At 68.4% G+C, this 22,836-nt stretch carries 22 protein-coding genes and 1 pseudogene; 9 read left to right on the top strand and 14 right to left on the bottom strand.

From position 1 onward, the window contains the following. Positions 1 to 75: 75 nt before the first annotated feature. The 8 genes from ACGFYN_RS32465 to ACGFYN_RS32430 all read right to left on the bottom strand — a co-directional run bounded on the left by ACGFYN_RS32465 (position 76) and on the right by ACGFYN_RS32430 (position 8,298). Complete coding sequence (locus ACGFYN_RS32465; protein WP_393869483.1) at positions 76 to 1,092, bottom strand: hypothetical protein; 1,017 nt, start codon at positions 1,090 to 1,092, stop codon at positions 76 to 78. Next, positions 1,089 to 3,410, bottom strand: coding sequence for a hypothetical protein (locus tag ACGFYN_RS32460; RefSeq protein WP_393869482.1), 2,322 nt, complete (start codon positions 3,408 to 3,410; stop codon positions 1,089 to 1,091). The genes ACGFYN_RS32465 and ACGFYN_RS32460 overlap by 4 nt, the downstream gene beginning before the upstream one ends. Beyond that, positions 3,407 to 3,811, bottom strand: coding sequence for a DUF6507 family protein (locus tag ACGFYN_RS32455; RefSeq protein WP_393869481.1), 405 nt, complete (start codon positions 3,809 to 3,811; stop codon positions 3,407 to 3,409). The genes ACGFYN_RS32460 and ACGFYN_RS32455 overlap by 4 nt, the downstream gene beginning before the upstream one ends. A gap of 58 nt (positions 3,812 to 3,869) precedes the next feature. Continuing rightward, positions 3,870 to 4,181 (bottom strand): pore-forming ESAT-6 family protein, encoded by a 312-nt coding sequence (locus ACGFYN_RS32450; RefSeq protein WP_384249008.1) that lies wholly within the window; start codon positions 4,179 to 4,181, stop codon positions 3,870 to 3,872. A gap of 73 nt (positions 4,182 to 4,254) precedes the next feature. Further along, positions 4,255 to 4,587 carry a hypothetical protein gene (locus tag ACGFYN_RS32445; RefSeq protein WP_384249005.1) on the bottom strand — a complete coding sequence of 111 codons (333 nt, stop codon included), beginning with the start codon at positions 4,585 to 4,587 and terminating at the stop codon, positions 4,255 to 4,257. 265 nt (positions 4,588 to 4,852) lie between these two features. After that, positions 4,853 to 6,025, bottom strand: coding sequence for a serine hydrolase domain-containing protein (locus ACGFYN_RS32440; RefSeq protein ID WP_393869480.1), 1,173 nt, complete (start codon positions 6,023 to 6,025; stop codon positions 4,853 to 4,855). Between the two features lie 571 nt (positions 6,026 to 6,596). After that, positions 6,597 to 7,097, bottom strand: a complete 501-nt coding sequence (locus ACGFYN_RS32435; protein ID WP_393869479.1) for an NUDIX domain-containing protein — start codon at positions 7,095 to 7,097, stop codon at positions 6,597 to 6,599. Between the two features lie 196 nt (positions 7,098 to 7,293). Then, positions 7,294 to 8,298: an Lrp/AsnC family transcriptional regulator gene (locus ACGFYN_RS32430; protein WP_393869478.1), complete on the bottom strand. Its 1,005-nt coding sequence runs from the start codon at positions 8,296 to 8,298 to the stop codon at positions 7,294 to 7,296. Positions 8,299 to 8,434: 136 nt separating this feature from the next. On the opposite strand from ACGFYN_RS32430, the gene ACGFYN_RS32425 reads away from it, so the two are divergent. Together ACGFYN_RS32425 and ACGFYN_RS32420 are read left to right on the top strand one after the other, a co-directional pair. Continuing rightward, on the top strand, positions 8,435 to 9,856 hold the full coding sequence (locus tag ACGFYN_RS32425) for an MFS transporter (RefSeq protein WP_393869477.1): 1,422 nt from the start codon (positions 8,435 to 8,437) through the stop codon (positions 9,854 to 9,856). Then, complete coding sequence (locus ACGFYN_RS32420; RefSeq protein WP_393869476.1) at positions 9,853 to 11,055, top strand: amidohydrolase; 1,203 nt, start codon at positions 9,853 to 9,855, stop codon at positions 11,053 to 11,055. Before ACGFYN_RS32425 ends, ACGFYN_RS32420 begins: the two co-directional genes overlap by 4 nt. A gap of 101 nt (positions 11,056 to 11,156) precedes the next feature. Here ACGFYN_RS32420 and ACGFYN_RS32415 read toward each other — a convergent pair whose 3' ends face one another. From ACGFYN_RS32415 to ACGFYN_RS32405, 3 genes are read right to left on the bottom strand one after another with little or no spacing between them, the layout of a single operon-like run. Further along, the gene (locus ACGFYN_RS32415) at positions 11,157 to 11,495 is read right to left on the bottom strand and encodes a hypothetical protein (RefSeq protein WP_393869475.1); all 339 of its coding nucleotides are present in this window, start codon (positions 11,493 to 11,495) and stop codon (positions 11,157 to 11,159) included. Then, positions 11,488 to 11,655: a hypothetical protein gene (locus ACGFYN_RS32410; RefSeq protein ID WP_393869474.1), complete on the bottom strand. Its 168-nt coding sequence runs from the start codon at positions 11,653 to 11,655 to the stop codon at positions 11,488 to 11,490. The genes ACGFYN_RS32415 and ACGFYN_RS32410 overlap by 8 nt, the downstream gene beginning before the upstream one ends. Next, on the bottom strand, positions 11,652 to 12,434 hold the full coding sequence (locus ACGFYN_RS32405) for a DNA/RNA non-specific endonuclease (RefSeq protein ID WP_393869473.1): 783 nt from the start codon (positions 12,432 to 12,434) through the stop codon (positions 11,652 to 11,654). Before ACGFYN_RS32405 ends, ACGFYN_RS32410 begins: the two co-directional genes overlap by 4 nt. 468 nt (positions 12,435 to 12,902) lie before the next feature. On the opposite strand from ACGFYN_RS32405, the gene ACGFYN_RS32400 reads away from it, so the two are divergent. The 3 genes and pseudogenes from ACGFYN_RS32400 to ACGFYN_RS32390 form a co-directional block, all read left to right on the top strand. Continuing rightward, the gene (locus tag ACGFYN_RS32400) at positions 12,903 to 13,628 is read left to right on the top strand and encodes an SbcC/MukB-like Walker B domain-containing protein (protein ID WP_393869472.1); all 726 of its coding nucleotides are present in this window, start codon (positions 12,903 to 12,905) and stop codon (positions 13,626 to 13,628) included. 76 nt (positions 13,629 to 13,704) lie between these two features. Further along, positions 13,705 to 14,022: a TIGR02679 domain-containing protein gene (locus ACGFYN_RS32395; protein WP_393869471.1), complete on the top strand. Its 318-nt coding sequence runs from the start codon at positions 13,705 to 13,707 to the stop codon at positions 14,020 to 14,022. After that, positions 13,983 to 14,846 (top strand): annotated as a pseudogene (locus tag ACGFYN_RS32390) (DUF2399 domain-containing protein); the annotation flags it as partial. The gene ACGFYN_RS32395 and the pseudogene ACGFYN_RS32390, both read left to right, overlap by 40 nt. 410 nt (positions 14,847 to 15,256) lie before the next feature. Here ACGFYN_RS32390 and ACGFYN_RS32385 read toward each other — a convergent pair. From ACGFYN_RS32385 to ACGFYN_RS32375, 3 genes are all read right to left on the bottom strand, one after another. Next, on the bottom strand, positions 15,257 to 16,135 hold the full coding sequence (locus tag ACGFYN_RS32385) for an alpha/beta fold hydrolase (RefSeq protein WP_393869470.1): 879 nt from the start codon (positions 16,133 to 16,135) through the stop codon (positions 15,257 to 15,259). A 19-nt stretch (positions 16,136 to 16,154) separates the two neighbouring features. Further along, a complete protein-coding gene (locus ACGFYN_RS32380) occupies positions 16,155 to 16,856 on the bottom strand; it encodes an SDR family oxidoreductase (protein ID WP_393869469.1) in 702 nt (233 codons plus the stop codon). A 103-nt stretch (positions 16,857 to 16,959) separates the two neighbouring features. After that, entirely contained in the window at positions 16,960 to 17,403 is a 444-nt protein-coding gene (locus ACGFYN_RS32375) for a hypothetical protein (protein ID WP_393869468.1), read from the bottom strand. A gap of 598 nt (positions 17,404 to 18,001) precedes the next feature. Between ACGFYN_RS32375 and ACGFYN_RS32370 the strand changes: the two genes are divergently transcribed. The 4 genes from ACGFYN_RS32370 (at position 18,002) to ACGFYN_RS32355 (ending at position 22,776) form a co-directional block, all read left to right on the top strand. Next, complete coding sequence (locus ACGFYN_RS32370; RefSeq protein ID WP_393869508.1) at positions 18,002 to 19,501, top strand: MFS transporter; 1,500 nt, start codon at positions 18,002 to 18,004, stop codon at positions 19,499 to 19,501. Between the two features lie 710 nt (positions 19,502 to 20,211). Next, positions 20,212 to 20,781 carry a TetR/AcrR family transcriptional regulator gene (locus ACGFYN_RS32365; RefSeq protein WP_393869467.1) on the top strand — a complete coding sequence of 190 codons (570 nt, stop codon included), beginning with the start codon at positions 20,212 to 20,214 and terminating at the stop codon, positions 20,779 to 20,781. Between the two features lie 433 nt (positions 20,782 to 21,214). Next, positions 21,215 to 22,321 (top strand): 4Fe-4S binding protein, encoded by a 1,107-nt coding sequence (locus ACGFYN_RS32360; protein ID WP_393869466.1) that lies wholly within the window; start codon positions 21,215 to 21,217, stop codon positions 22,319 to 22,321. 68 nt (positions 22,322 to 22,389) lie between these two features. Beyond that, on the top strand, positions 22,390 to 22,776 hold the full coding sequence (locus tag ACGFYN_RS32355) for a winged helix-turn-helix transcriptional regulator (RefSeq protein ID WP_393869465.1): 387 nt from the start codon (positions 22,390 to 22,392) through the stop codon (positions 22,774 to 22,776). The last annotated feature ends 60 nt before the right edge of the window (positions 22,777 to 22,836 follow it).

Below are 22,836 nucleotides of genomic sequence, written 5' to 3'. Positions count from 1 at the left end.
CCACGTCGTCGGTGGGGAAGGCATAGCGTGGGGGACACGTTCTGTTTTCTGAAGCGGACGACGACACCACGAGGATCAGTACCTGCCCGACAGATCTTCGAGGAAGTCCAGCGACGGCGCTTCCTGAGGGGCTTTCTCGACGATCAAATCGATCTCCGGACGTGGTGGGTTCTGCGCCGCCCAGGTCAGTGCTGCGAGAGCGTTGAGCCCACAACTGTGGGCGGTCCGCAGGCGTAGCAGCCATTCCGAGCCCGCCTCGAATGCCCTGTCCCCGGCGGCGGTTCGAGGTTCGTAGCCCGCCGCCTCGTCGCCGGCCGAGGCCCACAGGAAACCTACAGTCTGTCCGTCACGTTGGACCGTGAAGTAGCGAACCGGGTGGTCGGTGATCTCCTGGTACTCGTCCTCAGAGGCTGGAATTCCGGACCGAAGCAGACCCGATCGGGTCGGGACCTCGAAGGTGCCCCAGGAATCGTCGTAGGCAGGGCCTTCGATTCTGGGATCCTCGAAACCCGTCTCGGTGGGAGTCGCGTGGCGGTTCGGGTCGCCCGGCGTCGGAGCAATGCCGAGCAGGCTTGAGATGCCCTCGAGAGCAGCGGCGAGCCGAGGCGCGTTCTCCGTGTAGAGCTCCGACTGCTCCCGGTCGCGCGTGTCCATCGTCAACCACGCGTCGGTGTACGTTTCCAATGTCACTACGAGCAGGCTCTTCTTCCAGGCCTCCACCCGGATGACGAACAGTTTCTCCGCCCGGTGTTTGACTCCCCGTTCCAGCCAGTAGCCGGGGCATTCGATACGAACATCGAAGACGAAATCGCCTTCGAGTGAATCGGCCTCGGCCACCGCACGCGAAAGGGCTGTTTCAGCGGACAGCGGATCCGGTTCCAGACTCAGACCATCGGCCCGGACACGAACGTCTCGACTGTCACCCACTGACCGGACCGAAACGCTGGTCTTGCCCACGGGAATAGCCAGCCCGTTCCCGGCCAGTACATTCCAGACCGCAACAGCGGTCTCCGCGGCGCGTACGGGCCGGATTCCGTCAGCGTTCGGCGTGACTTCCCAATTCCAGTCGCCGATGGCTTCAGAGGTGATCACAGCATGTCCTTGGGGTCGAGCTTGCTTCCGGGCGGGATGACGAGGTTTCCGTCCTCAAGACGTACGACAAACGTGATGCCTTCGCCCTTCGGTCCGCGCCCGCCGCGGTGGATGTCCATGAGGGCATCGTAGGAGCCGTTGGCCATCCAGTCCGCGCGCGTCCCCCGGCCCCCGTCCACGAGCAGGACGTGGTGGTCGGCTTCGGCTTTCGCCAACTGAAGCAGATACTTACCCCTCGTCATCTCGCCCACAGGGTTCTGGGGGTCGTTGAGATGTTTCATCTGGTAGGCGTAGACGTCACCGGAATCGTCGGCGATGCGAATGTCCATGTCGGCGCCGGGCGGGTATTTCTGCTCGAAGTCGATGGTGTGCGGGGGGACGCCGCTCTTGGCCAGATCGTCCGCGAAGATGAGTTGGTCGGCGCCGGGTTGGAACATCTGCGCTCGGTTTGCCCCGAGGGACGACACGACCTGGCCGTATTCGTCGCTCTGGTTGAACTTCCCCGAGCCGATGATCTCGGCGACTCGTTGACCGTCGGGCTCCGTGGCGAGCCTGTCCAACACCCTGTCAAGGACGTTCGGCTTCGGCCGCTTCTTCCCCGGAATACCCTTGACCGCGTCGAGGATCTGCTGCTCTGTTTCCCCTCCGCGGACCATGGGCCGGCCCTCACCATCGGGCGAGGGGCCGTGGGGTGGAGCGGGGGGATTGCCGTCAGCCCCGCCATGGTCGCCGCCGGAGCCATGCCCGTGGCTGGCACCGTCGGGTCCGTCGTCACCGGGGTGGCCATCTTGACCGCCAGCGTTCTCGTGTCCAATGGTGTGTCCGCCCCCGGGTTCACCGGAGTGCCCGTGTCCTTCCTCACTCCCACCGCCTGTTCCGTCGGCGCTGTGACCGAACTGCGGGGACGCACTGTCACCAACGTGGCCCCCGGCCTCGCCGCTCCGTGCGCCGGCACCGACCAATTCGCGGTCGCCAGACGGAAAGCCACCCTCTCGCTCGACTGCGCCAGGCTCGTGCACATCCCGGTGGGCGCTGGGTGTGCTGTAGGGATGGGGACCCCTGACATCGCCGTGCTTGTCATAGGCGATGAACTCACCGTTTTCGACGACGACTTTGGAGCCGTCCTCGAGCTCGATGACGCTGTGTACGCGACTAGCGTCGGCCGACGCGCCCGCGCTTTTGAAGATCTGTGAGGTGAGGTCGGAGAGTTTAGGCAATGCGCTGACGGTCTTGCCGGTCGCCTTGAGGCCCACCGAGATCGGGTCCATGAACTCGCCGACCTTGGCGGCCACGCCCGCGCTCTTGGCGACCGCGCCGACCTCGCTCGTCTTGGACACGACCGACAGCGGGCCGACGCCAAGGGTGAGGACGTTGAAGACGGTCGTCCCCGCGGCACGGGCCGGGTTCTCCTGCCACTGGTCCCAGGCGACAAGGGACTTGCCGAACTCCTTCGCCGCCTTCTTCGCACGCACCTCGTCGGCGCTCTCCTTGTCCGGGCCGAAGGCCCAGTCCATGGCCGCGTCGTACGGGGTGGCGGTGTACAGGCCGATGCCGGTGACGACGTCCTTCAGGCCGCCCCAGGCGTCGCCCGCCGCATCGGAGCCGTTCCCGCCGACCAGCGTCCACAGCCCGCTGACGCCGGCTTCGATGCCGTCGTGGTAAATCCCGTCCCAGACAAAGCTCTTGGCGCCGTGCCCGAACCAGCCGAGGCTCCACGCCTCGTAGCTCTGCTCGTCCACGCTGCCCCAGGGCAACTCCTTTGCGCCATCTAGGACATCGCGGTCGTAGCCGTACTTCACCGTGTTGAGGTCGTAGAAACCGCTGCCGTGGTCCGCTACGAACTTCGGCCCGCCCACGATCGTCGAGATCTTGCTCGCCGCCCTGCGTTCCGCCTCCTGGAAAGCGAGCTGCGTGGCCGTGACGTCGTCGACGAGTTCCTTGTTCCGGTGGACCTTGTCGTCGTCCTCGGTCCAGTCGTCGTCGCCGTCGACGCTCCCGACGAACGCGAGCGCATCCGTCTTGAGCTGCTCCAGCCGCTTGGCCAACGGGCGTGCCTCGATGGAGAAGGTGTCCAGGGCGTCGGCCACCGTCTCCAGGTCGGTGGCGAACGTGTCGGCCTTGTCCATGACCGGCTGCGTGGTGGCGAACAAGTCGTCGGCCTCGGGCGCCGTGTAGTAGGCCCCCAGCATCTGGAAGCGGGAGTGGACGTCCATGCCGCCGTTGCGGATGCCGATCGCGTCGCTGCGCAGCCCGGAGACGTCCTTGTCCAACTGCTCGAAGTCGCCGGTGAACTGCGGGATACCGGACGGGTTGATCACTTCTTCCCGTCCCCCTTGCCCTGCCCCGAGCCGCCACCCTGACCAGGCAGGTCGATCTTCGGCGCGGCCAGGGCCTTGTGCTGCGTCGTGGCGGCCATGTCGAGATCCCCGACGACGTAGTACGCGGTGGCCTCGCGCGCACCGTTCACCGACTTCGCCGCCCGGACACCGAGGAAGAGAACGTCACCCGCGGTCTTCTCCACGAACAGCGTCAGCGCGGCTTCGATGGGACCGGTCGGGACGGCCCCACAATGCACTCCGACGATGGTGCCGGCCGAACCGGCCGCGCTCTGCACGTCCTTGCCGTATGCCTTCACGTCCTTGGCCACGTCGTCCATCGCGTCCTCGACCAGCGAGGTCACGAACTCGACGCCGGACGAGGAGATGTCCCACCGCGTCACGCCAAACCCCCGTTGAAACCCTTGCATCTGCTGGGCAGTTGTGCCGATACGGCACCGGTCAGCCGATGTTGTCGACGGCCGCCCGAGCCTTGGCCAGCGTCGACTGCGCGGTCCCGTCGTTCTGCTCCAGCGTCGTGCGCACCAGCCGGATGATCTCGCGGACCTCGCTCGCGGCGCTGTGCCAGCGGACCTCCTTGCCGTGGTAGTCGTCGGCGACACCGTCCGCGGTGAAGTCGGCCATCGCGGCCTTCACCGCGCGGTCCCGGTCGGTCAGCACGCGCTCCAGCTGGCCGATCACGCCCGCCAGGCTGACCTGTACTTCACTGGAGGCACCGGTGTCGTACGAACGGCGGTCCTGGTTCTGAGCCACGGTCAGACTCCCCCTTGCATGCTCGAAAGCTTGAAAACGGTGATAGCGAAGGCAACTTGGACGGCGAATGCCGTCAACGCGCGCCGAAACGGGCGGCATCGAAGTTGGCGGCACCCATGTTGTGGTGCGCGTTGTCCCCCAGCTCCACGTCACCGGAGCCGAACGCGGTGTCCATGCCGGACTGACCGCCCAGGATCGCGCCCAGCGAGCCGTTCAGATCGTTCGTGATCTCATCGGCATGCACCTTGAACCGGTCGAACGCCGCCTTTCCGGCCCCGTTGAACTTCCCCTCCAGCGGCTCCGCCGCCTGGATCAGCCACTTGATGAGCGTGCCCAGGTCCTCGCTCGAGCCCACGGTGCTCTTGCCGAGCTCCGACAGGGTCGTCGATCCCATGTCGAACTTCATTCACCCACCCCCGTAAGTGTGTTGTGCGCTAGGGCTGTTCGATCGCCATGGTGTGATCCTGCGTCACTCATGGCTCACAGCTCCTCGAACATCCTCTCGTGTCACGCGTTGCAGGCGCAACGCGAATGTGATCAAAGTGGCGTGATCTAGCGCACGAGAGCCCGTCAAGAGCGGTAACCCCGCGTAACCCGCGTCAGCTCACCCGTGAGTCGACGACGTGGGCTTCCGGGAAAGGGGCTGGGCTGACTGCGCAGCCGCTCCGCAACTACGTCAGCGACCTGCGCACCGCGTCGACCAGCGTGCCCGCACGCACATCCTCGGCCCCCTCGATGATGTTGTTCATGGCGTAGCCGAAGGCAATGCCGTGCTCGGGGTCGGCGAAGGCGAGTGAGCCGCCTCGCCCCATGTGGCCGAAGGCGCTCGAACCGGTCATCGGGAGGTCTTCGGTGGGCAGCATGTATCCGGAGCTGAAGCGGCTCGGGAGCAGCAGCACCTGGTCCTTTCCGGCGGCCTGTTCCTTGGTCGCCGACTCCAGGGTCTCCGGGGTGAACAGGCGCACGCGGTCGACCTCGCCGATCAGCGAGGCGTACATGCGCGCCAGTCCGTGAGCGGTGCCGATGCCGTTGGAAGCAGGGAGTTCCGCGGCCTGCACCTCTGGCGAGTTGAAGTCGATCTCGGCAGGGTCAGTGACCGCGAACGCCCTGTTGAAGAAGGAGTTCCGGTCACTCATCGCGGCGACCAGTTCGCGGAACGCCTCGGGAATCGCCTCGATGGGCACGGCGGTCAGGTCGACCTCCGACTGCTGGTACACCATGCGGCTGACCCGGGCGCGTTCAGAGGCCGGCAATCCGATGAAGAAGTCCAGCCCGAGCGGGCCGGCTATCTCGTCGGCGAAGAAGCGGCCCGGCGTGCGGCCGGACACCCGGCGGATCACCTCGCCGACCAGCCAGCCCCAGGTCCGACCGTGGTACCCGTGCACCGTGCCCGGCTCCCAAAGGGGACGCTGCGCGGCCAACGCAGCCACCATGGGATCCCAGGCCAACGCCTCGTCCAGCGGGACCGGTTGATCCAGCGCGATCAAGCCCGCCTGGTGCGACAGCAGCCAGCGCACCGGGATGTCCGCCTTGCCGTTCGCGGCGAACTCCGGCCAGTACGTCGCCACCGGCGCGTCCAGGTCCAACTCGCCGCGCTGGACGAGCAGATGGGCCGCGGTCGCGGTCGCGCCCTTGGTGGCCGAGTAGACCAGTTGGAGCGTGTCCCGTGTCCACGGACGACCGGTGTCCGGATCGGCGATGCCACCCCGCAGGTCCACCACCGGTCGGCCGTGCAGATACACGCACACCGCCGCGCCGATGTCTCCACGCTCGGAGAAGTTCGCCTCGAACGCCTCACGTACCGGTTCGAACCCCGCCTCGACCTCGCCGTCGATCATCGTCATGATGTCGTCCATCCTGGCACCGACGGAGGCGGGCTGGCTCTCGGATTTCGAGACGGTTGCCCGTCGGGCCGCGACTCGGTGACGCCTGAACTTGTGCGTGGAACTCCGGTGTGGCGGGGCGGACTTGCACGGGTCGAGACGCGCTGAGCGTTCCTTCAAGCGGCCCAGAGTTCGTACGGAGCTGGCACTGCTCTTTGGGAGCCTGGGCCGCAGTCGTCCCGTACCGCGTCATCAACGCCAACGCCCGCGTCAACTGTCACGACAACACTCACGTCAACTGTGCCGACATCCCTCTCGACATCTGTCACCTGCGGCACCGCCTCGCCACTTCCGTAACCGCAGGCCACCATGGTTGCTTCGGCATGGTCACGGGCCCGACATCCCTTTCTGCATACCCCTATGCACACCCTGAAGACAAAAGAGAAGGGCGGGGGACAGTGGGCGAACGGGCGAGTGCAGTCAGGGATCGGGGTGCGGTTGACCCTGTTGCGCGTCGGCGGTCGCCTCCGCGCCTGCGCGCCGGGCGGCGCGGTGCAGCAGTGTGTACGTGGTCCGCTGCCGGGAGGTCTGCCTACTGCCAACCACGCAGGGTGATCCGCGGCCCGTTCGTGAGATACGCCCGCAGGGCACCGGCCGTGGACTTCACGAATTCGTCGGGGAGGGCATCAGCGTCGACCCAGCAGACCTGGGCATGCTTGTGCGGTTCGCGGTTTTCGGGTTCGCCGGTCCATTCGTGGGCCGTGAAGACAACCGTGAGGAAGCCGGTGGGGGCTTCCACGCCCCAGGCGCCGTGGATGATGTGGGCGACCTTCAGGGCTTCCGATTTGACGATCAGGCCGGTCTCCTCGTAGAGCTCGCGTACGGCGGTTTCGGTGATGGGTTCGCCCGGTTCGCTCTTGCCGACGGGGAGGTCCCACATGCCCTGGCCGAACTTGGCGTTCGGGCCGCGTTGGAGGAGGACGATGCGGTTGGTGGCCGGGTCGTGGACGATGACGGCGGCGACCAGCACGGTCATGGAATCGAGCGCCGGCGGCAGGACTTGGGGTTCGTCGTCGGGTGTCCGGTGAGCCACGGCTGATGTCCCTTCGTCGGCCGGATGGTGGGCAGCCTAGGCCGGCGTCAGAGGATTGCGTTTGGATCAAGTCGGCCGTGATTGGCGGGACTTGAGACCGGGGTTCACGAGCGGCTGGAGCGGGAGCGGGAGCGTGAGCTGGAGCGTGAGCGCGGGCGATGTCGCGCGCGGATGGGGGCCCGCCCCGGCCCCCGTCTCACCACGGCCGGATCGCGCACACCCCCACCCGCCGTCCGTCACCGTCCAGCAGATGCCCCATCCGTTTCACGGTGTGTATGCCGAGGACGCGTTCCGTGATGTCGAGGCTTGGTAGCTGGGCGCAGGCCGCTGTCTCGCGCTGTTGCACCGAGCCGATGTCGCGGAGCCAGTAGGTGGCGAGGACGTTGGCGGGACCGGTGACGGCGGCCAGCAGGCGGCATTCGGGCAGGGTGGCGAGAGTGCGGTGAAGATGGTTGACGTCGCTTGCCGTGGCGCGGCCGCGGAAGGTGACGGCCACGGGTAGTCCGGACACCGTCGGGGCCACGTCGCAGCGGAAGGCCACCACCCCGCTCGCCATAAGGCGGTTGAGCCGCCTTCGGACGGTGGCGGCGCTGCTGGAGATGAGCTCGGCCAGCTCCGCGAGCCGTGTCCGACCGTCCTTCACCAGTGCGTCGAGGAGTACGTGGTCCGGCTCGGTCAGGTCGGAGATGGAACCGCCTGCCGTGGTCGTGGTGCCGGAGCGGCCCAGTACCGAGAGCTGGGATGCGTCGAGTGAGCCCAGTCGCCAGCGGGAGCCTTCGGCGTAGAGCGATGTGGCGAAGACGCACTCCACGGCGAGGACGTCGGGCAGGGAGGCCAGGTCCTCGTTCACGAAACGGTGTACGGACGCGAGGTCCGGGGCCAGTACGTCCAGCATGAGGTCGGCGCTTCCCGGGGCGACCAGTTCGACCGTCACCGCCTCCCGCAGCCGCGCCACCTGCTCGGCCAGACGCTGCCGGGCCGCCGGAGCGCAGCGGACGAAGACGAAGGCCGTGCAGCCGCTGCGGGAGAAGGCCGGGCCGGGTACCGCCGACACCCAGGCCAGCCCCTGCTCGGTGAGTCGTTCCCAGCGGCGGGCCAGGGTCACCGCGGTGACTCCGAGGAGGGGTGCCAGATCCGTCCACGGCGCCCGAGGGCGGACCTGCAACGCGTGCACGAGAGCGAGATCCAGCTCGCTCACCATGACCGAATCCAACAAGAAGACCTCACATACCGGCGGTTCTCGTCATTCCTTCACCCCGTTCGATCCCCGGTCGCACTCTAGCCACCACGTCATATCCCAGCCAAGGAAACCAGCCAAGGGGAAGAAGGTGAGATCGGTGACGCGTGCCATCAGCCGGGGCCCTGGACTGATCGCGACGATGATCGTGATCGTCGTCTGCAGTGGTGTCGTTCAGGGATATCTGACCCCGCTGCTGCCCGTCGTGGGCGGTCATGTCGGCATCGGCGGCGTGGGGCAGAACAACCTGTACCTGCTCTCACAGGTCGCCTTCGCCGTGCTGACCCCGCTGCTGTCGCGCTGGGGTGACATATGGGGGCATCGGCGGCTGCTGCTCATCGCCGTCGCCATGGTCGCCGTCGGGTCGCTGCTCATCGCCGCACGACCCACCACCGCCACCCTCGCGGTCGGCATGGTGGCGCAGAGCGCGGTGGTCGGCTTCTTCCCCCTGCTGGCGGGCATCCTGCGCTCCCGCTCGCCCGAACACGGCCGCGTCGGCATGTCGATGCTGGTCGGCGCGCTCCTCCTGTCCATCGGCACCGGCGGCTTCGTGGCCGGAACGCTCAGCGACGAACACGCCCTCGCCGGCCTGTGGACCGCGGTCCCCTTCTGCGTCCTCGCGATCGCCGCCGCCTTCGCCCTCCCCACGAGCACCGCCCCTCGAGCCGGCCGCTTCAACTCGCCCTCCGCACTGCTCCTGACCGCCGGACTTGGCGCCCTGATGCTCGTCCTCACCGAAGGCGAGTCCTGGGGCTGGGCGTCGCCGTACTCCCTGCTCACCATCGTGGCGGCGCTCGTACTGCTGGCCGTCTGGGTGGTGGTCGAACGGCGTTCCGCGCATCCACTGGTCGACCTCGGCCTGCTGCGCAATCCCCGTCTCGCGGCGGTCAGCGCGCACACCTTCTGTATCGCCTTCGGCGCGATCGGCTTCCTCGGCGCCAACGCCGTGTATCTCGGAACCGATCCCGCGGACGGTGGCGACGGGCTGGGCCTTGGACTCGGCGCCCGGGCCATCTCCCTCGTGTCCCTCGGCATGGTCGCCGTCGGCTTCGTCGGATCCACCCTCACGCCCCGGCTGGCCCGTGCCATCGGCGACCGTGCCGTGCTCGCGGCCGGCGGATGCGTAGGCGCCGCCGGATTCCTCAGCCTGTGCCTCTTGCACTCCTCCCTCCCGCAGTACCTCGTGGGCGCACTGCTCGTAGGCCTGTCCACCGGCATGTTCGAAGCCGCCACCCGAGCCCTGTCGGTCGAGGTGGTCGACGAGGCCGAGACCGCGCTGTCCGTCGGCGTCAACGAGATGGCCCTCTCGCTCGGCGCGGCGATCGGCGCCGCCGTGATCGGGGCCCTCTGGGCCGGCCACACCACCGCACACGGGGCCGTCACCGGCGGGGGATACCAGTGGGCGTGGGCCGCGTGCGCGGTGGTGGCACTCGGCGGAGCCGCAGTCGGCCTGCTCTTCCGCGATCCGTCTGCGGCTCCTACGCCCGAAGCCGGCGTCGCCCATGCAGGGAGGACCGCATGACCAGCACACCGATGCGCGAACGCGCCCTCGCGCTAGCCGCCGACGCCGTACGCGACCACGGACAAGCACTCGTAGCCCTGAGCCACAGCCTGCACGCCGCACCCGAGACCGCCATGCAGGAGCACAAGTCGGCGGCCAAGATAGCGGACTTGGCCGAGAACTCCGGGTTCGAGGTCACCCGCGGAGTGGCGGGCCTGCCGACCGCCTTCGTCGGCACGTACGGCACGGGCGACCTGGTGGTGGCCCTGTGCGCCGAGTACGACGCGCTGCCCGGCATCGGGCACGCCTGCGGGCACAACGTCAACGGCGCCGCCTCGGTCGGCGCCGCCCTCGGCCTCGCCGCCGTCGCCGACCTCACCGGGATCACCGTGAAACTCCTCGGCACACCAGCCGAGGAGGACATCGGCGGCAAGGCGCTGCTGCTGGAAGCGGGCGTCTTCGATGACGTGGCCGCCGCGTTCATGGCCCACGCCGCGGCGGAGGATTCCGTCGGTGCCTCCTCACTGGCCGTTGGCGCCTGGGACGTCCTCTACCGGGGCAAGCCCGCCCATGCCGCGCTCGCCCCCTGGGAAGGCGTCAACGCCCTGGATGCAATCACCCTCGCCCACACCGCAGTTGGGCTGCTGCGCCAGCAACTGCCGCCGGGCACCCTGGTCCACGACGTCGTCTTCGAAGCCGGCAGCGCGGTCAACGTCATCCCCGAAACAGCCCGCGCACGCTACGAGTTGCGCGCCCGCACCACCGACGACCTCGCCCACGCACGCCGCAGGGTACGGGCCTGCCTGGAGGCGGCGGCACTGGCCACCGGCGCCGAGCTCGAACTCACCCCGCGCGGAGCCGACTTCGCCGACCTGCAGCAGGACGAGTTCCTCACCGCTGCCTACACCCGGGCGGCACGGGCCCTGGGACGCGAACCCGTGGACCGCCGCGGCGAAGTCATGGCCTCCACCGACATGGGCAACGTCTCCCACGTCCTGCCCGCACTCCACCCCACCATCGGCTACGACACCGGGGGCGCCCACCACCACACCGCACCCTTCGCCCGCTACGGCAACTCCCCGGGAGCCGACCGCGCCGTACTCGACGCGGCGACAGCCCTCGCCCACGTCGGCGTGGAACTGGCGACGGACGCGGCCCAGCGGAAGCGGTGTCTCGGCCTGCTCGCCGATCGGCGAGCGGCGGTCGCACGTATGCCATGACAGACCCGCCACTGGCTGAACAGGGGACTGCTGCTCCAGTATCTCTACTCCGTCCGAGAGAAGGCGCTGGGCATTGAGTCGATACTTGTGAGTGTGTGCCCTCACAGGTCAATTGGCGGCTCTCCGTCGCCGAGTTGGGGGCGTACCCGCGTCATCAGGCGCTCCTCCAGGACGGAGGCGTAGATGGCGGCTCGGGTGGTGGCGGGGTGGGTCGGTGGCCAGATGCCTCGGCGGAAGACGCAGCGGCGACCGCGGAAGAGCAGCACTGTCGTGGCGGCGACGACCACGTCGCCCGTGGTGTCGGGTACGGCTTCGCACGTGAGTGACTCCAGCGCGCCGCCTCGTCGTTCGCACAGGTCCTGGACGGCCCGGAGGGCGGACGGCAGGAATACGTCCGTGTATCCCTGCCGTCCGCCCCAGTCGGCGGGGGCGTCAGTCACCGCAGTTGTGCATCGCGCTGTCCGTCGAGGCCAGAACGACCGCACCGCCGTCGGCGGGAAGGACGAAGTGGACGCCGTTGACCTTGAGGCCGGCGCCGGCGCCGGACGAGGGCAGTTGTTCGTTGCACGGCTTCCACGCTACGCGGAGGACGCTGCTCACCTGCCCGTACAGCCGGCCGCCTTCACGTCCTTGGCGAGCTTGTTCGTTATCCTGTGGGCACCGCCCCGCGTGTACTTTATGTTCTTGAATTTCATCTCGATGAAATGGCCGTTATTGTTGGTTCCCGCGCGTGCCACATCCATGACCATGGTGATCTTGTTCGGGATGACACCCTTGTTCCGCGGGTAGTACACGGTCGCGCCGTAGTTGTTGACCTGGAGGCGGTGCGGACTATTTGTCTTCAGGCATTTCTTGGCCTGGTTCTCAAAAGCCTTCATGATAGTCCTGTTGACTATCTCGGTGGTGGGCACGAGGTTGGCACGCTGGGTGGTTCCGTTGAGTGAAGCGGCGATCAAGTGTGCACCATCGTGCCCTGCTCCTCCCCAACTGCCGACTTTCGTCTGGCAGTCATTGCGAGGCCTGTCCTTCAGCTTCAGGTTCCTCGCCACGGCACCCGAGGGGCGCCCCTCGTCGTCGGTGTCGTAGGTCAGAATCGAACGATATTTGTGTGCCTTCTTCAGATATTTGTGACAGGGAATCGCGTCCCTCGCCTGAGGTTGGACCGCAGTTGCCTGGGGCGCCTTGGTCGCCTGGTTCACCTGGGCTGTCGCGTTGGCAGCTGTTCCGCCAATCAGCAACGCTCCACCTGTGCATCCCGCCAGGAGAACCTTCACGGGCATTTTGACCTGCCGCACGTATTTCCCTCTCTGTCTATGCTGACGGCTGTATTTCGAGCCGTATTGCGGCGTGCGGCGATGACGCGCCGCACGCGTTATCATTGCGATTCATCGACGGATGTAAAGCCTCGATGCATAGCCCGTGCAAGCCCTCAAAAGCTGCATCGCGCCGGCAAGTGCCATCGACTAAGGCCGGTCCCGTATCGCCATCACTGCGAACTTGGAATCCAGGATGATTCCATTCCGCTGCAGGGGTCCGGTCGGGAGCTTTGCAATTCGGGGTTACCGTTTGCTGTGCCCGTTCGTGCCATCGATGATGGTGGCGCCCAGGTGGTGATCACAAGGCAGAAAGGCTCGGACTAATTGGGCGCGCGCCGGAATAAATTGACCGAGCCGCGAGGTCCTCGAATCGGCCGTCGCCGCCGTACGCGGGGCACTGAAGAAGGCCGCTCGCGAACAGACCCCCACCAGCTGGAGGCGGCTCAAGCGGCTGCCGTCAGCATGAGGCCATGGTGCTGTGGTCGATGACCGTGCTCAGGAGGGGCCGCCTGACCGGACGTCGCCCAAGCGTTGTCTCCGGCCGGCCCTGCGAGCGCGCTGAACACCCCCGGTCGCACCTGCAGCACCCCAGCCCCGGCCCCCAGGCGTGTCACCTTCGACCGCAGCCCGCCGACCTTCGCCGCCGACGTCAAGGCGGCCGTCGACCTCCTACGCAGCCCCTCCGCACTGCGCTCCGGTGAGCAGTCCGAACAGCTTCGCGACGTCCTTCAGCGCCGCATCGAGGACGCCCGCCGCGCCGACCCGGCCGCAGGGTACGCAGCCCACCTGCGCACCGCCCTCGACTACCGCGACTGGTTCACCTTCACCTGCTGGGTCGTGAACGACGCGGCACCCGCAAGCCGCCGCAAACTCTCCGGCCGCACCGGACTCAGCCAGGACGAACAACGCGTCCTGTCCTACCTCGTCCTCTTCGCCCCCGCAGCGGCACACTTCACCAGCCTGGCCGAGGCAGCCCCGCACGCACCCCGGCTGATCCTGCTCGACGACGTATTCGTCAAGGTCGACGAGCCCACCCATGTCCGCCTCGTCCGCATCCTGGTCGACCTGGACCTGGACCTGGACCTGGACCTGGACCTGGACCTCGACCTCGTCCTCACCAGCGAGCGCCTGATCGGGAACTGGCCCGACGTGCCGTTCCTGCACATCTACGAGTGCCTGCGCGACCCGAACGTGCGAGGCGTGGCCACCCTGCACTACACGTGGAACGGACGCCAGCGGCGGCTGGTGTCGGCATGACCGACCGGGACGCACCCACAAGGTCCCGGGACGCCGAGGCCCTCGCCTTCCTGAGTCGCCCGGGCCTCACCCGCCTGTGGACCGCCGTACGCACCCGCCTGGAACGCAACGGCCTGCAGCCGACGGCACCGTCGAACTGCACGACCTGAGCGCCGAGGAACGCCAGGCGCTGTCACTCCTGCCGGCACGCCCCCTCACGACCGCCACCGCCACGATCCGCCTGCCAGACCTCGATACCCGCCTGCGCAGCAACGCGCTCGCCCAAGGCCTGGCCGAAGCCCTGGACGAACTCGGTCCACTCTTCACCGACCGCCGCGCGGCCCGCGATGCCGCAGCGGCACAGCGCGCCGGTCTGTGGTCGGCGGCCGAGGCGGCCTCGCCGCGACCTCCCTGACCGAACAACCCTGGGCCGCCCAGTGGTTGGAAGAGACCCGGCGTGCCGGCACGGTCGCCCGCCAGGACCGACGGACCGCGGCCACCGTCCTCACCCACGCGATCCGTACCCTGGCGATACTTTTCCCCGGCACAGGCGCACATCCCACCCCCGCCGTCTGGGGCAGCGGCGAACTGGCCACCCGCACCTCCGGCTCGGCCCACGGCCTGGACGACGGCGCCCTCCTCGCCCGCCTGGTCCCGCGCGGCATCGCTTGGGCCACCAGAGTCGACCATCCCGCCGACGCTCCCGGCCGCCGGGCCCTTTGGCGCCTGGCCTCCGTCACCCCGGACGAGGTGTCCAGCACCGTGCTCACCTACGGCCTGTGGCCGAGAGGAGCAACCTGGGGCGAGCAGGTACTGGGCGAGCAGATACTCCGCCAGCGGGCCGAGCACCACCTGGAAACCCCACCTGACGCTCCGCGAACTGCGTGCCCTGCACCTGAACATGGCCGCCCACCCCCGCATCCCCGTCTGCGAGAACCCCGCGTGGTCGAAGCCGCCGCCGACGCCGGCGGCACCGCACCCCTGATCTGCACCTCGGGCAACGCGACGACAGTGGTCCTGACACTCCTGGACACACTCGCCACCACCGGCAGTGACTTCGCCTACCACGGTGACTTCGACTGGCCGGGCATCGCCCTGGCCAACCGCGTCATCGACCGATACGACGCCAAGCCCTGGAGGATGAGAGCGGAGGACTACGAATACCTCGCGACCCGCACCCAAGTGCACGGCACACCCCAGCTGCTCCTGTCCGGGCCGAGGATCGAGGCGACCTGGGACCCGGAACTGGCCCCGACGATGGACGCCTTGGGAATCGCCCTGCACGAGGAGGCGGCCCTCGTGCTGACGGAGCGGATCCGCTCCGTAGTAGCCGTGCCGGTCGTGGTCTCCGGTGCGGTGCGCGCGGTGCTCTACGGGGCCTGTCGAGGCCCCGGCCCCGCGCGGCGACCGGGCGGCGGAAGCGGTCGCCGACGCCTGCCGGTGCCTCGCCGCCGAGCCGGGCGGGCGGCGGTGGGATTGCTTGCCGTACGGCAGCCGGCTCGGCAGGACCGGCGACGGTCCGCTGCCGCGGGGCCGGTAGACGTCGGCGCGCAGCACCGGGCCGTCACGCATCTCGGAGGGGACGTCGCACTCGATCCGGATCTCGTCGTGTACCGCTCCTCAAGTGGGGCCACAGTGGTCCGGGGCGTTCACGCCACCGCGTTCAACAGGTCGGCCAGTACGTCGGGCCGTTCCAGGGCGATGAAGTGGCCGGCCTTCGGCACCTGCGTGAAATCGGCGGCCGGCAGCAGCTTCTTGTTGGCTTCCCGGTCCGAGGGCCGGGACCAGTCCTTCTCCCCGTAGACGAAGTGGACGGGGGCCTTGACCTCGGGGTAGCGCGAGCGGGCCGCGATGAGGCTGGGCAGGCTCTGGTACACGGCCCGGGCGACGGTCGGGTAGCCGGTGCGGCTGCCCACCTGTAGGAGCTCGTCCACGTAGTCCTCCCGCAGTGCGCTGTTGTCACCGAGGCCGCCCTGGAGGATCTTTCTGAGCGCGGGCTTGGGTTCCACCCCGGCGATCACCGGGCCCACGCCGGGCGCGAGGACACCGCTGACCACCACACGGGCGAGGAGGCCGGAGCGGGCGATCCCGCCGCGGAAGTCGTAGGTGTTGACGGCGACGACGCGCCGGACCCGCTCCGGCAGATCGGCCGCGGCGGTCAGGGCGAGCACCGCCCCCATGGACTCGCCGACCAACGTCACGTCGTGCAGGTCGAGTTCGGTGAGGAGCCGCTCGACGCCCGCGCGCATCGCCGGCTCGTCGTACGACGCCCCGGGCACGATCTCGGAGTAGCCCATCCCCGGCAGATCGAGGGCGTACACGGTGTAGTGGTCCGCGATCAACGGGTTGAGGAGACGGAAGTGCTCCGCCTGGGTGCGCACGGTGTGCAGCAGGACCAGGGGGGCACCGCTGCCCGCCTTGAGGTAGCGCAGCGTTCCCTCGCGGCTGTGGCGTCCTGCGCGCGGGGCGATGGTGTGGCTGGTGGTCCCCGGAACGTGAATCGTGGGACGTGACTCCTGGCTGGGCATCTCGCCGTCTCCCTGTCCGCTACTCGGCCAGCTGGGCGTACAGCCCGGACAGGTCGCCGGCCAGGCCCGCCTTGACCTGCCGCGTGATGTCGTCGGCGAGCACCTCGTACGCGCCCGTCTCGATGCCGGCGAGGGCGAGGGCGGCGACGTCACGCGGGTCGGACTTGGGCGCGTCGACGTCCGCCGCCAGGTCCGTGTCGACGTATCCGACGTGCAGTCCGGTGACGGCGATACCGCGCGGCTGCAGCTCCAGGCGCAGGGAGTTGGTCTGCGACCACAGGGCGGCCTTGGAGGCGCTGTAGGAGCCGCCGAGAGCCAGCCACGAGAGTACGGAGTGGACGTTGAGGATGTGGCCGCCGCCGTTGCGCTCGATGACCGGTACGAAGGTCCGGGTGAGGAGCAGTGGGCCGTAGAAGTTGGTCTCGAACTCCCGGCGTACGTCGTCGACGGGGGAGTCGAGGAAGGAGGCGCCGACCGCGGCACCGGCGTTGTTGATCAGCACGGTGACGTCCTGCGCCTGTGCGGCGGCCGCTGCCACGGAGGCCGGGTCGGTGACCTCCAGCGCCACCGGGACCGCGTCGGGGTGCGTCACGCTGCGCGGGTCGCGGGCCGTGGCGTAGACCTTGCCGGCGCCCCGCGCGTACAGCTCTTCCACCAGCGCCTTGCCGATGCCCCTGCTGCCGCCGGTGACGAAGACGTTTGCGCCCTTCAAAGCGGTCATGACTGCCTCCACAAGAATCGGAAACCGATCGGTTTCCATCACAGTAAACCGATCGGTTTCCAGGCGCAAGTTCATCGGAGGAACCAGTCGCGTGGGGCCGGCTTCAGGGGGTGGTTCCATATCCGTGAATCCCCGGGATGGTGAGCTCTCCACCCGTCTGTCCGGCCTGGTCTATGTCGGCGTCGTCCAGGCTGAGTTGGAGTTTGAGGCCGAGCTTCCCGACCGTGTCGTAGAGCCACTCCGGAACGGTGTCGGGGGTGAGGTGGAGCCGGAGGGCCGGGGGCAGGGGAATCCCTTCGGCGCCGGAGAGGGTGCCCGTCAGACTCTCGACGTACATGCTGATGCGGTCGCCTCGCAGCGTGGACGTCGAGCCGGGCGCTCCGTCGATGTGCTGGATCTGCGGGCCGACGGGTACGGCCATCTTCAGGTCGCGGATCGTGACACCCGCCGCGGAGAACTTCAGCACCCGCTTGGGTCCGGCGGCCGTGTCCACGGTCACCACACCGCCGAAGACGACATCGCGCAGTTGGAGGTGGCTCCCCTTCATGTTCCATGACTCGGCGGCGAATCGACCGGCGCTCGTGTCCTCGGGGGCCGTGAGATCGCTGATGTCGCAGGTGCGGTCCGTGGTTCGCCGGGGTGACTTCGTGGTCCGCGGTCGGGGCGAGGGGCCGGTGCTTCGATGGCCGGGGGAGGGCGACGCGTGGGGCGTGGCCGGTGGTGTGTCGGATGGTTCCGTGGCCGTTGGCGCCGCGGCGGCCGAGCCCGGCGAGGGGCTCATGTCGGATGTCGGGCTCGGCTGCTCGGTGTCGGCACGAAAGAGGGGGCCGGCAAGGCCGGCAGCGGAATGACCTCAGACTCGCACGCCCTACGTTCCCGCAGGCGGCCGGCGCCCGGCGGCGCGGCATGACGTGTCGGCGCCGATATGGACGTCCTGTTCGCAGAGCAGGCCGGGCAACGGCGCCGAGCACGGGCGCGCGTTGAGACAGCACCGGCGACCGGCACGGGCGTCGGCGTTGTCGGTTCGCTCACAGGTCGGAGACCACCCGTTCACTTGCGTCGCGGAAACCGATCTGTTTTCCTAAGTGGGAAACAGATCGGTTTCCTACCGGTGTTCGGCCTATGACCAGCGACAAAGGGAAAAGATGACTACCACCTTCGACCGTGGGGCGCCCGCCCCCGGGAAAACAGACTCGGGCCGCCGCGGCTCACATGCCGTGCGCTGGTGGGTGCTTGTCGTGCTGGGCGTGGCACAGCTCATGGTCACGCTCGATGCGACCGTCGTGAACATCGCGCTGCCCGCGGCGCAACATGACCTCGGTTTCAGCGACGGCAGCCGTCAGTGGGTCATCACGGGTTACGCCCTGGCGTTCGGCGGCCTGCTGTTGCTCGGTGGCCGGCTCGGTGACCTGTTCGGCCGACGTACCACCTTCCTGCTCGGCCTGATCGGCTTCGCGGGCGCGTCCGTCGTCGGCGGCGCGGCCGGCAACTTCGAAATCCTCGTCGCGGCACGTGTTGCCCAAGGTCTCTCCGCCGCGCTGCTCGCGCCCGCGGCGCTCTCACTGGTCAGCGTGACCTTCACCGAACCGGCAGAGAGGGCGAAGGCCTTCGGTATCTTCAGTGCGTTGTCCGGTGCGGGCGGCGCGGTCGGGCTACTGCTCGGCGGCATGCTCACCGAATGGGCGTCATGGCGCTGGGTGATGTACGTGAACGTCGTCTTCGCGGCCTTCGCGCTGGTCGCTGCGGTGCTTCTGATGGCCAGGCCGGCGATCACCGAGCGGCCCAAACTCGATATTCCCGGCACCGTCGTGGTGAGCGCCGCCCTGTTCGCGATCGTCTACGGGTTCGCGCACGTCGAGTCCAGCAGTTGGACCAACCCGGTCACCCTCGGCTCCATGATCGTCGGCGTCGTGCTGCTCGCGGTCTTCGTATGGCTGGAGGCCAGGGTCGCGCACCCGCTGCTGCCGCTGCGCCTCGTGCTGGACCGGACCCGCGGTGGTTCGTTCCTGGCCGTGTTCGTCATCGGCATGGGGATGTTCTCGATCTTCCTGTTCCTGACCTATTACCTGGAGGCCGGCATCGGCTACTCGCCGATCAGGACCGGTCTGGCGTTCCTGCCGATGGTCGGGGGAATCGTCACCGCGGCCACTACGGCCCCTTCGCTGCTGCTGCCCAGGGTCGGTCCGAAGCTCGTGGTCAGCGCCGGCTTCCTGGTCGCCGCAGCCGGTATGGCCTTGCTGACCCGGCTCGCACTGGACAGCGCCTACGTCGCCGACATCATGCCCGGCATGATCCTTTTGGGTCTCGGCCTCGGCGGGGTGATGACCACCGCGTTCCAGGGTGCGACCGCAGGTGTGCACCACGAGGACACCGGCGTCGCCTCGGCGCTGATCAACACCGGCCAGCAGGTGGGCGGCTCGATCAGCACGGCGCTGCTGACCACCGTTGCCTCATCGGCCGCGACCGACTACCTGTCCTCGCACAAGCCCGGCGCGCTGACCGTGGCGCAGGCCGGGGTCGAGGGCTACACAGCCACCCTGGCGTGGGGCGCCGGGTTCTTCGTGGTCGGTGCGGTGCTCGCGGCGTTCCTGATACCGAATGCGGCTCTGGCGCCGTCGGAGGGCGAGCCGGTGATCGCCCACTGAGCCCGAATCGGCCGCGAACACGCGGTCGATCGCAACGAGTGGACAGTGAGAAATGCCCTGCTGCCTGCGGTGGTTGGTGTTCTCAAGGGACACATCGGCGAAGGGGGACAGGGCACCTCCGAGATGGTGTCCAGTCACCCGCGCGCTCTGGGTTCTGCGAACTGATCATCGTGAGTAGCGGGACCCACAATGTGGGCTGAACATCCGAGGCTGATGGGCACGCCGGCCATCGGCGGCACGGTCGCCTGCCGCTGCTGTGACCGCCCTCGGCGTGCGCCATCGCGGTCTCCAGGAGCGGTGCGCTCACCCTCCTCGCCGTGTTCGGCCCGCCTGGCATGCCGACGCTCATGTTGTTCCCTGTCGCGATGGCGGTGCCGGCGGCCGGCCGCCACCCCCGTCAAGGCGCTGCCCGGCTCCTACGGCTTCGCGCGGACTTCGAACCGCTGCGGCAGATCACCGGCGGTGTCCGCTGGATCCTCTGTCGCGCCCAAGGTGACGCGGGTCTGCGACTTCGGGGTAAGACGGCCGGTACGACCGCCAGGGGCTGCACCACGTCCTCGCGGAGACGAAGGCCGAGAAGAGCGTCACCCCGGTGCAGCGGGAACCGTACGCAGATGCCCGCCCGGCCGTGGGCGGCGTCGAGGACCGCCCCGGCAAGCGCTGTAAACCGATCGGTTTTCATTTGGTCGAAATCGAGTTAACCTCGCAATATGACCACCGAGGCGAAGCCAAGTCCCCGAGAGCGGCTGCTGGAGGCAGCGGCCACGCTCACCTACCAAGACGGTGTCGGCATCGGCGTCGACGCGCTGTGCAAGGCGGCGGGGGTGTCGAAGCGTTCCATGTACCAGCTTTTCGACAGCAAGGACGAACTGCTGGCGGCGAGCCTGGAGGAACGCGCCTCCGCCTACGTGGCGACGCTCCTGCCCGCGGCGGGCGACAGCAGTTCACCCCGCAAGCGGATCCTGCATGTCTTCGACCAGTTGGCGTCACAGGCGGGTGCGCCCGACTTCCAGGGCTGTCGGTACCTGGTTGTTCAGATCGAGCTCAAGGATCAGGGCCACCCTGCGAGCCGGGTGGCCCACCGGGTGAAGGAGAACCTGACGGGTTTCTTCCGTGCCGAGGCCGAACAGGGAGGCGCGAGCGACCCGGATCTGCTGGCCCGGCAGTTGATCCTGGTCTTCGACGGCGCCAGCGCCCGCGCGGGAATCAAAGCCGACACGCCGACAGGACTCATCGCCCCCACGGTGACCACTCTGCTCGATGCGGCGGACATGCGCTGACGCATCACGTTGGCGAGCAGTCTCGGCGACCGATGTGCTCCGCGAGTCGCTGCAGGCCTCCGCCGACCCGAACAACTCCCGGGCGTCACACCCTTGCCTCCCGGCACCCGGGGAGCCAATAGCCGTAAGGGTGTTGATGGGCGTGCCGTGAGCCACGAAGGTCGTGGCCTCGTTGACATCGGCGCCCAGGGCGGCGCCCAGGGGAGACGCACGGCCCCCCAGGCCTCCAGTCGGCCCGGGCGGACTCGCGGGACTGGGCTCGGATCGCCGGGCGATCGATCGCCACCGTCCGCGAGGAACCTGGCCGATATGCCCAAGTAGAGGCTCGCTGCTTGGCCTTGCGCATGGAAACCGATCAGTTTACGGTGGTGAAACTGATCGGTTTCTCGCCGTGGAGGCGAGTCTCAAGAACGAGACTTACGAGGAGTGCCGGATGACGACCACCGCGCGCGGCGTCGAGGGGAAGTCGACAGAACCCAGGCTTCCGGCGAAGCTGGCCGCGCACCCGTCGGTGCAGGCCGTCCTTGCCCGCCGCCGAGCCGGCGAGTTCCCGAGCCCGGCCCCGGTGATCGACGCGGCCTGGCTGCGCGAGCTGTGCCTGGCCGCCGGCGCGGACGACGCGGCCGCGGTCAGCCTGGACCACCCTGACCTGGCCGGCGAGCGCGAGTACGCACAGTCCGCGCTGCCCGGTACGCGCACCCTGATCGCGATGGCGGTCCGGATGAATCGCGACAACTGTCGCTCCCCCGCCCGCAGTGTGGCCAACCAGGAGTACCACCGGACCGACGAACAGGCCAACCACGCCGCCCGCAGCGTCACCCAGGCGCTCCAGGACGCCGGCTACCGCGCACTCAACCCCTCGGTCGGCTTCCCGCAGGAAATGGACCGCTTCCCGAGCGAGCGCATCTGGGTGGTGGCGCACAAGACGGTCGCGGTGGCCGCCGGGCTCGGCGTGATGGGCCTGCACCGCAACGTCATCCACCCGAAGTTCGGCAGCTTCATCCTGCTGGTCACCGTCCTGGTGGACGCGGAGGTGAGCGAGTTCGGGCAGGCGCTGGACTACAACCCCTGCATCGACTGCAAGTTGTGCGTCGCCGCCTGCCCGGTCGGAGCCATCGCCAAAGACGGCGCCTTCGACGCGCTGGCCTGCACCACGCACAACTACCGCGAGTTCATGAGCGGGTTCACCGACTGGGCGCAGACCGTGGCCGACAGCGAAGACGCCGCCGACTACCGCTCCCGGGTCACCGATTCCGAGAGCGCCTCCATGTGGCAGAGCCTGAGCTCACCCCCCGGCTACAAGTCCGGCTACTGCGTTGCCGTCTGCCCCGGCGGCGAGGACGTCCTGGGCCCATACCTCGACGACCGCAAGACGTTCATGGACACCGTGCTGCGCCCCCTGCAGGACAAGAAGGAAACCCTCTACGTGCTGCCGGGCTCCCCCGCGCAGGAGTACGCACAGCGCCGCTACCCCCACAAGCCGGTCAAGGAAGTCACCGGTGGCTGGCAACCCCCGGCGAAACGCCCCACAACCTCCTGACCCGGCGCACTCACCCGCTGATCCGGTGCACTCGCCCGCCCGCCCGCTCGCGGAAGAGGTTGTCGCTCATGTCTGCCACCGTTCGCACACGCCCGTACTCCTTGGCGAACGCCCTCGCCGTCGTCGGCGACTACTGGAGCCTGCTCGTACTCCAGGAGGTGCTCTTCGGCGTACGACGCTTCAACCGGATCAGGGCGAACACCGGCATTCGCCCGAACGTGCTGGCCGTCCGGCTGAGGAAACTCGTCGAGCACGGCGTCCTGTCCAAGGAGTTGTACGAGGCCCAGCCGCCCCGATACGAGTACACGTTGACGGAAGCCGGGCGTGAACTGCAGCCGGTCCTGCTCGCCCTGACGGAATGGGGACAGCGCCATGCGCCCCGGGCGCAGCTGCCGACGGAGCGCCGCCACGACTGCGGCGCGGCGCTTCACCCACGGACCGCCCGCGGCACCTGAAGCGTTCGCACCGATCTCGTGCACACCTTGATGACCCAGACAGGTGTAATGCGCGGCGCG

Source organism: Streptomyces sp. NPDC048419, assembly GCF_043200415.1.
Classification (GTDB): Bacteria; Actinomycetota; Actinomycetes; order Streptomycetales; family Streptomycetaceae; genus Streptomyces.
Note: the sequence above shows the minus strand (reverse complement) of the source record. Positions and strands in the feature narration are given on the sequence as shown.

Bases quoted from the DNA above. Each gene is read 5' to 3' on its own strand.
- ACGFYN_RS32375 (WP_393869468.1), bottom strand. From the start codon at position 17,403: ATGAAGGGGAGCCACCTCCAACTGCGCGATGTCGTCTTCGGCGGTGTG.
- ACGFYN_RS32405 (WP_393869473.1), bottom strand. From the start codon at position 12,434: ATGATAACGCGTGCGGCGCGTCATCGCCGCACGCCGCAATACGGCTCG.
- ACGFYN_RS32440 (WP_393869480.1), bottom strand. From the start codon at position 6,025: ATGACGATGATCGACGGCGAGGTCGAGGCGGGGTTCGAACCGGTACGT.
- ACGFYN_RS32385 (WP_393869470.1), bottom strand. From the start codon at position 16,135: ATGCCCAGCCAGGAGTCACGTCCCACGATTCACGTTCCGGGGACCACC.
- ACGFYN_RS32420 (WP_393869476.1), top strand. From the start codon at position 9,853: ATGACCAGCACACCGATGCGCGAACGCGCCCTCGCGCTAGCCGCCGAC.
- ACGFYN_RS32430 (WP_393869478.1), bottom strand. From the start codon at position 8,298: ATGGTGAGCGAGCTGGATCTCGCTCTCGTGCACGCGTTGCAGGTCCGC.
- ACGFYN_RS32370 (WP_393869508.1), top strand. From the start codon at position 18,002: ATGACTACCACCTTCGACCGTGGGGCGCCCGCCCCCGGGAAAACAGAC.
- ACGFYN_RS32445 (WP_384249005.1), bottom strand. From the start codon at position 4,587: ATGAAGTTCGACATGGGATCGACGACCCTGTCGGAGCTCGGCAAGAGC.
- ACGFYN_RS32380 (WP_393869469.1), bottom strand. From the start codon at position 16,856: ATGACCGCTTTGAAGGGCGCAAACGTCTTCGTCACCGGCGGCAGCAGG.
- ACGFYN_RS32360 (WP_393869466.1), top strand. From the start codon at position 21,215: ATGACGACCACCGCGCGCGGCGTCGAGGGGAAGTCGACAGAACCCAGG.
- ACGFYN_RS32365 (WP_393869467.1), top strand. From the start codon at position 20,212: ATGACCACCGAGGCGAAGCCAAGTCCCCGAGAGCGGCTGCTGGAGGCA.
- ACGFYN_RS32355 (WP_393869465.1), top strand. From the start codon at position 22,390: ATGTCTGCCACCGTTCGCACACGCCCGTACTCCTTGGCGAACGCCCTC.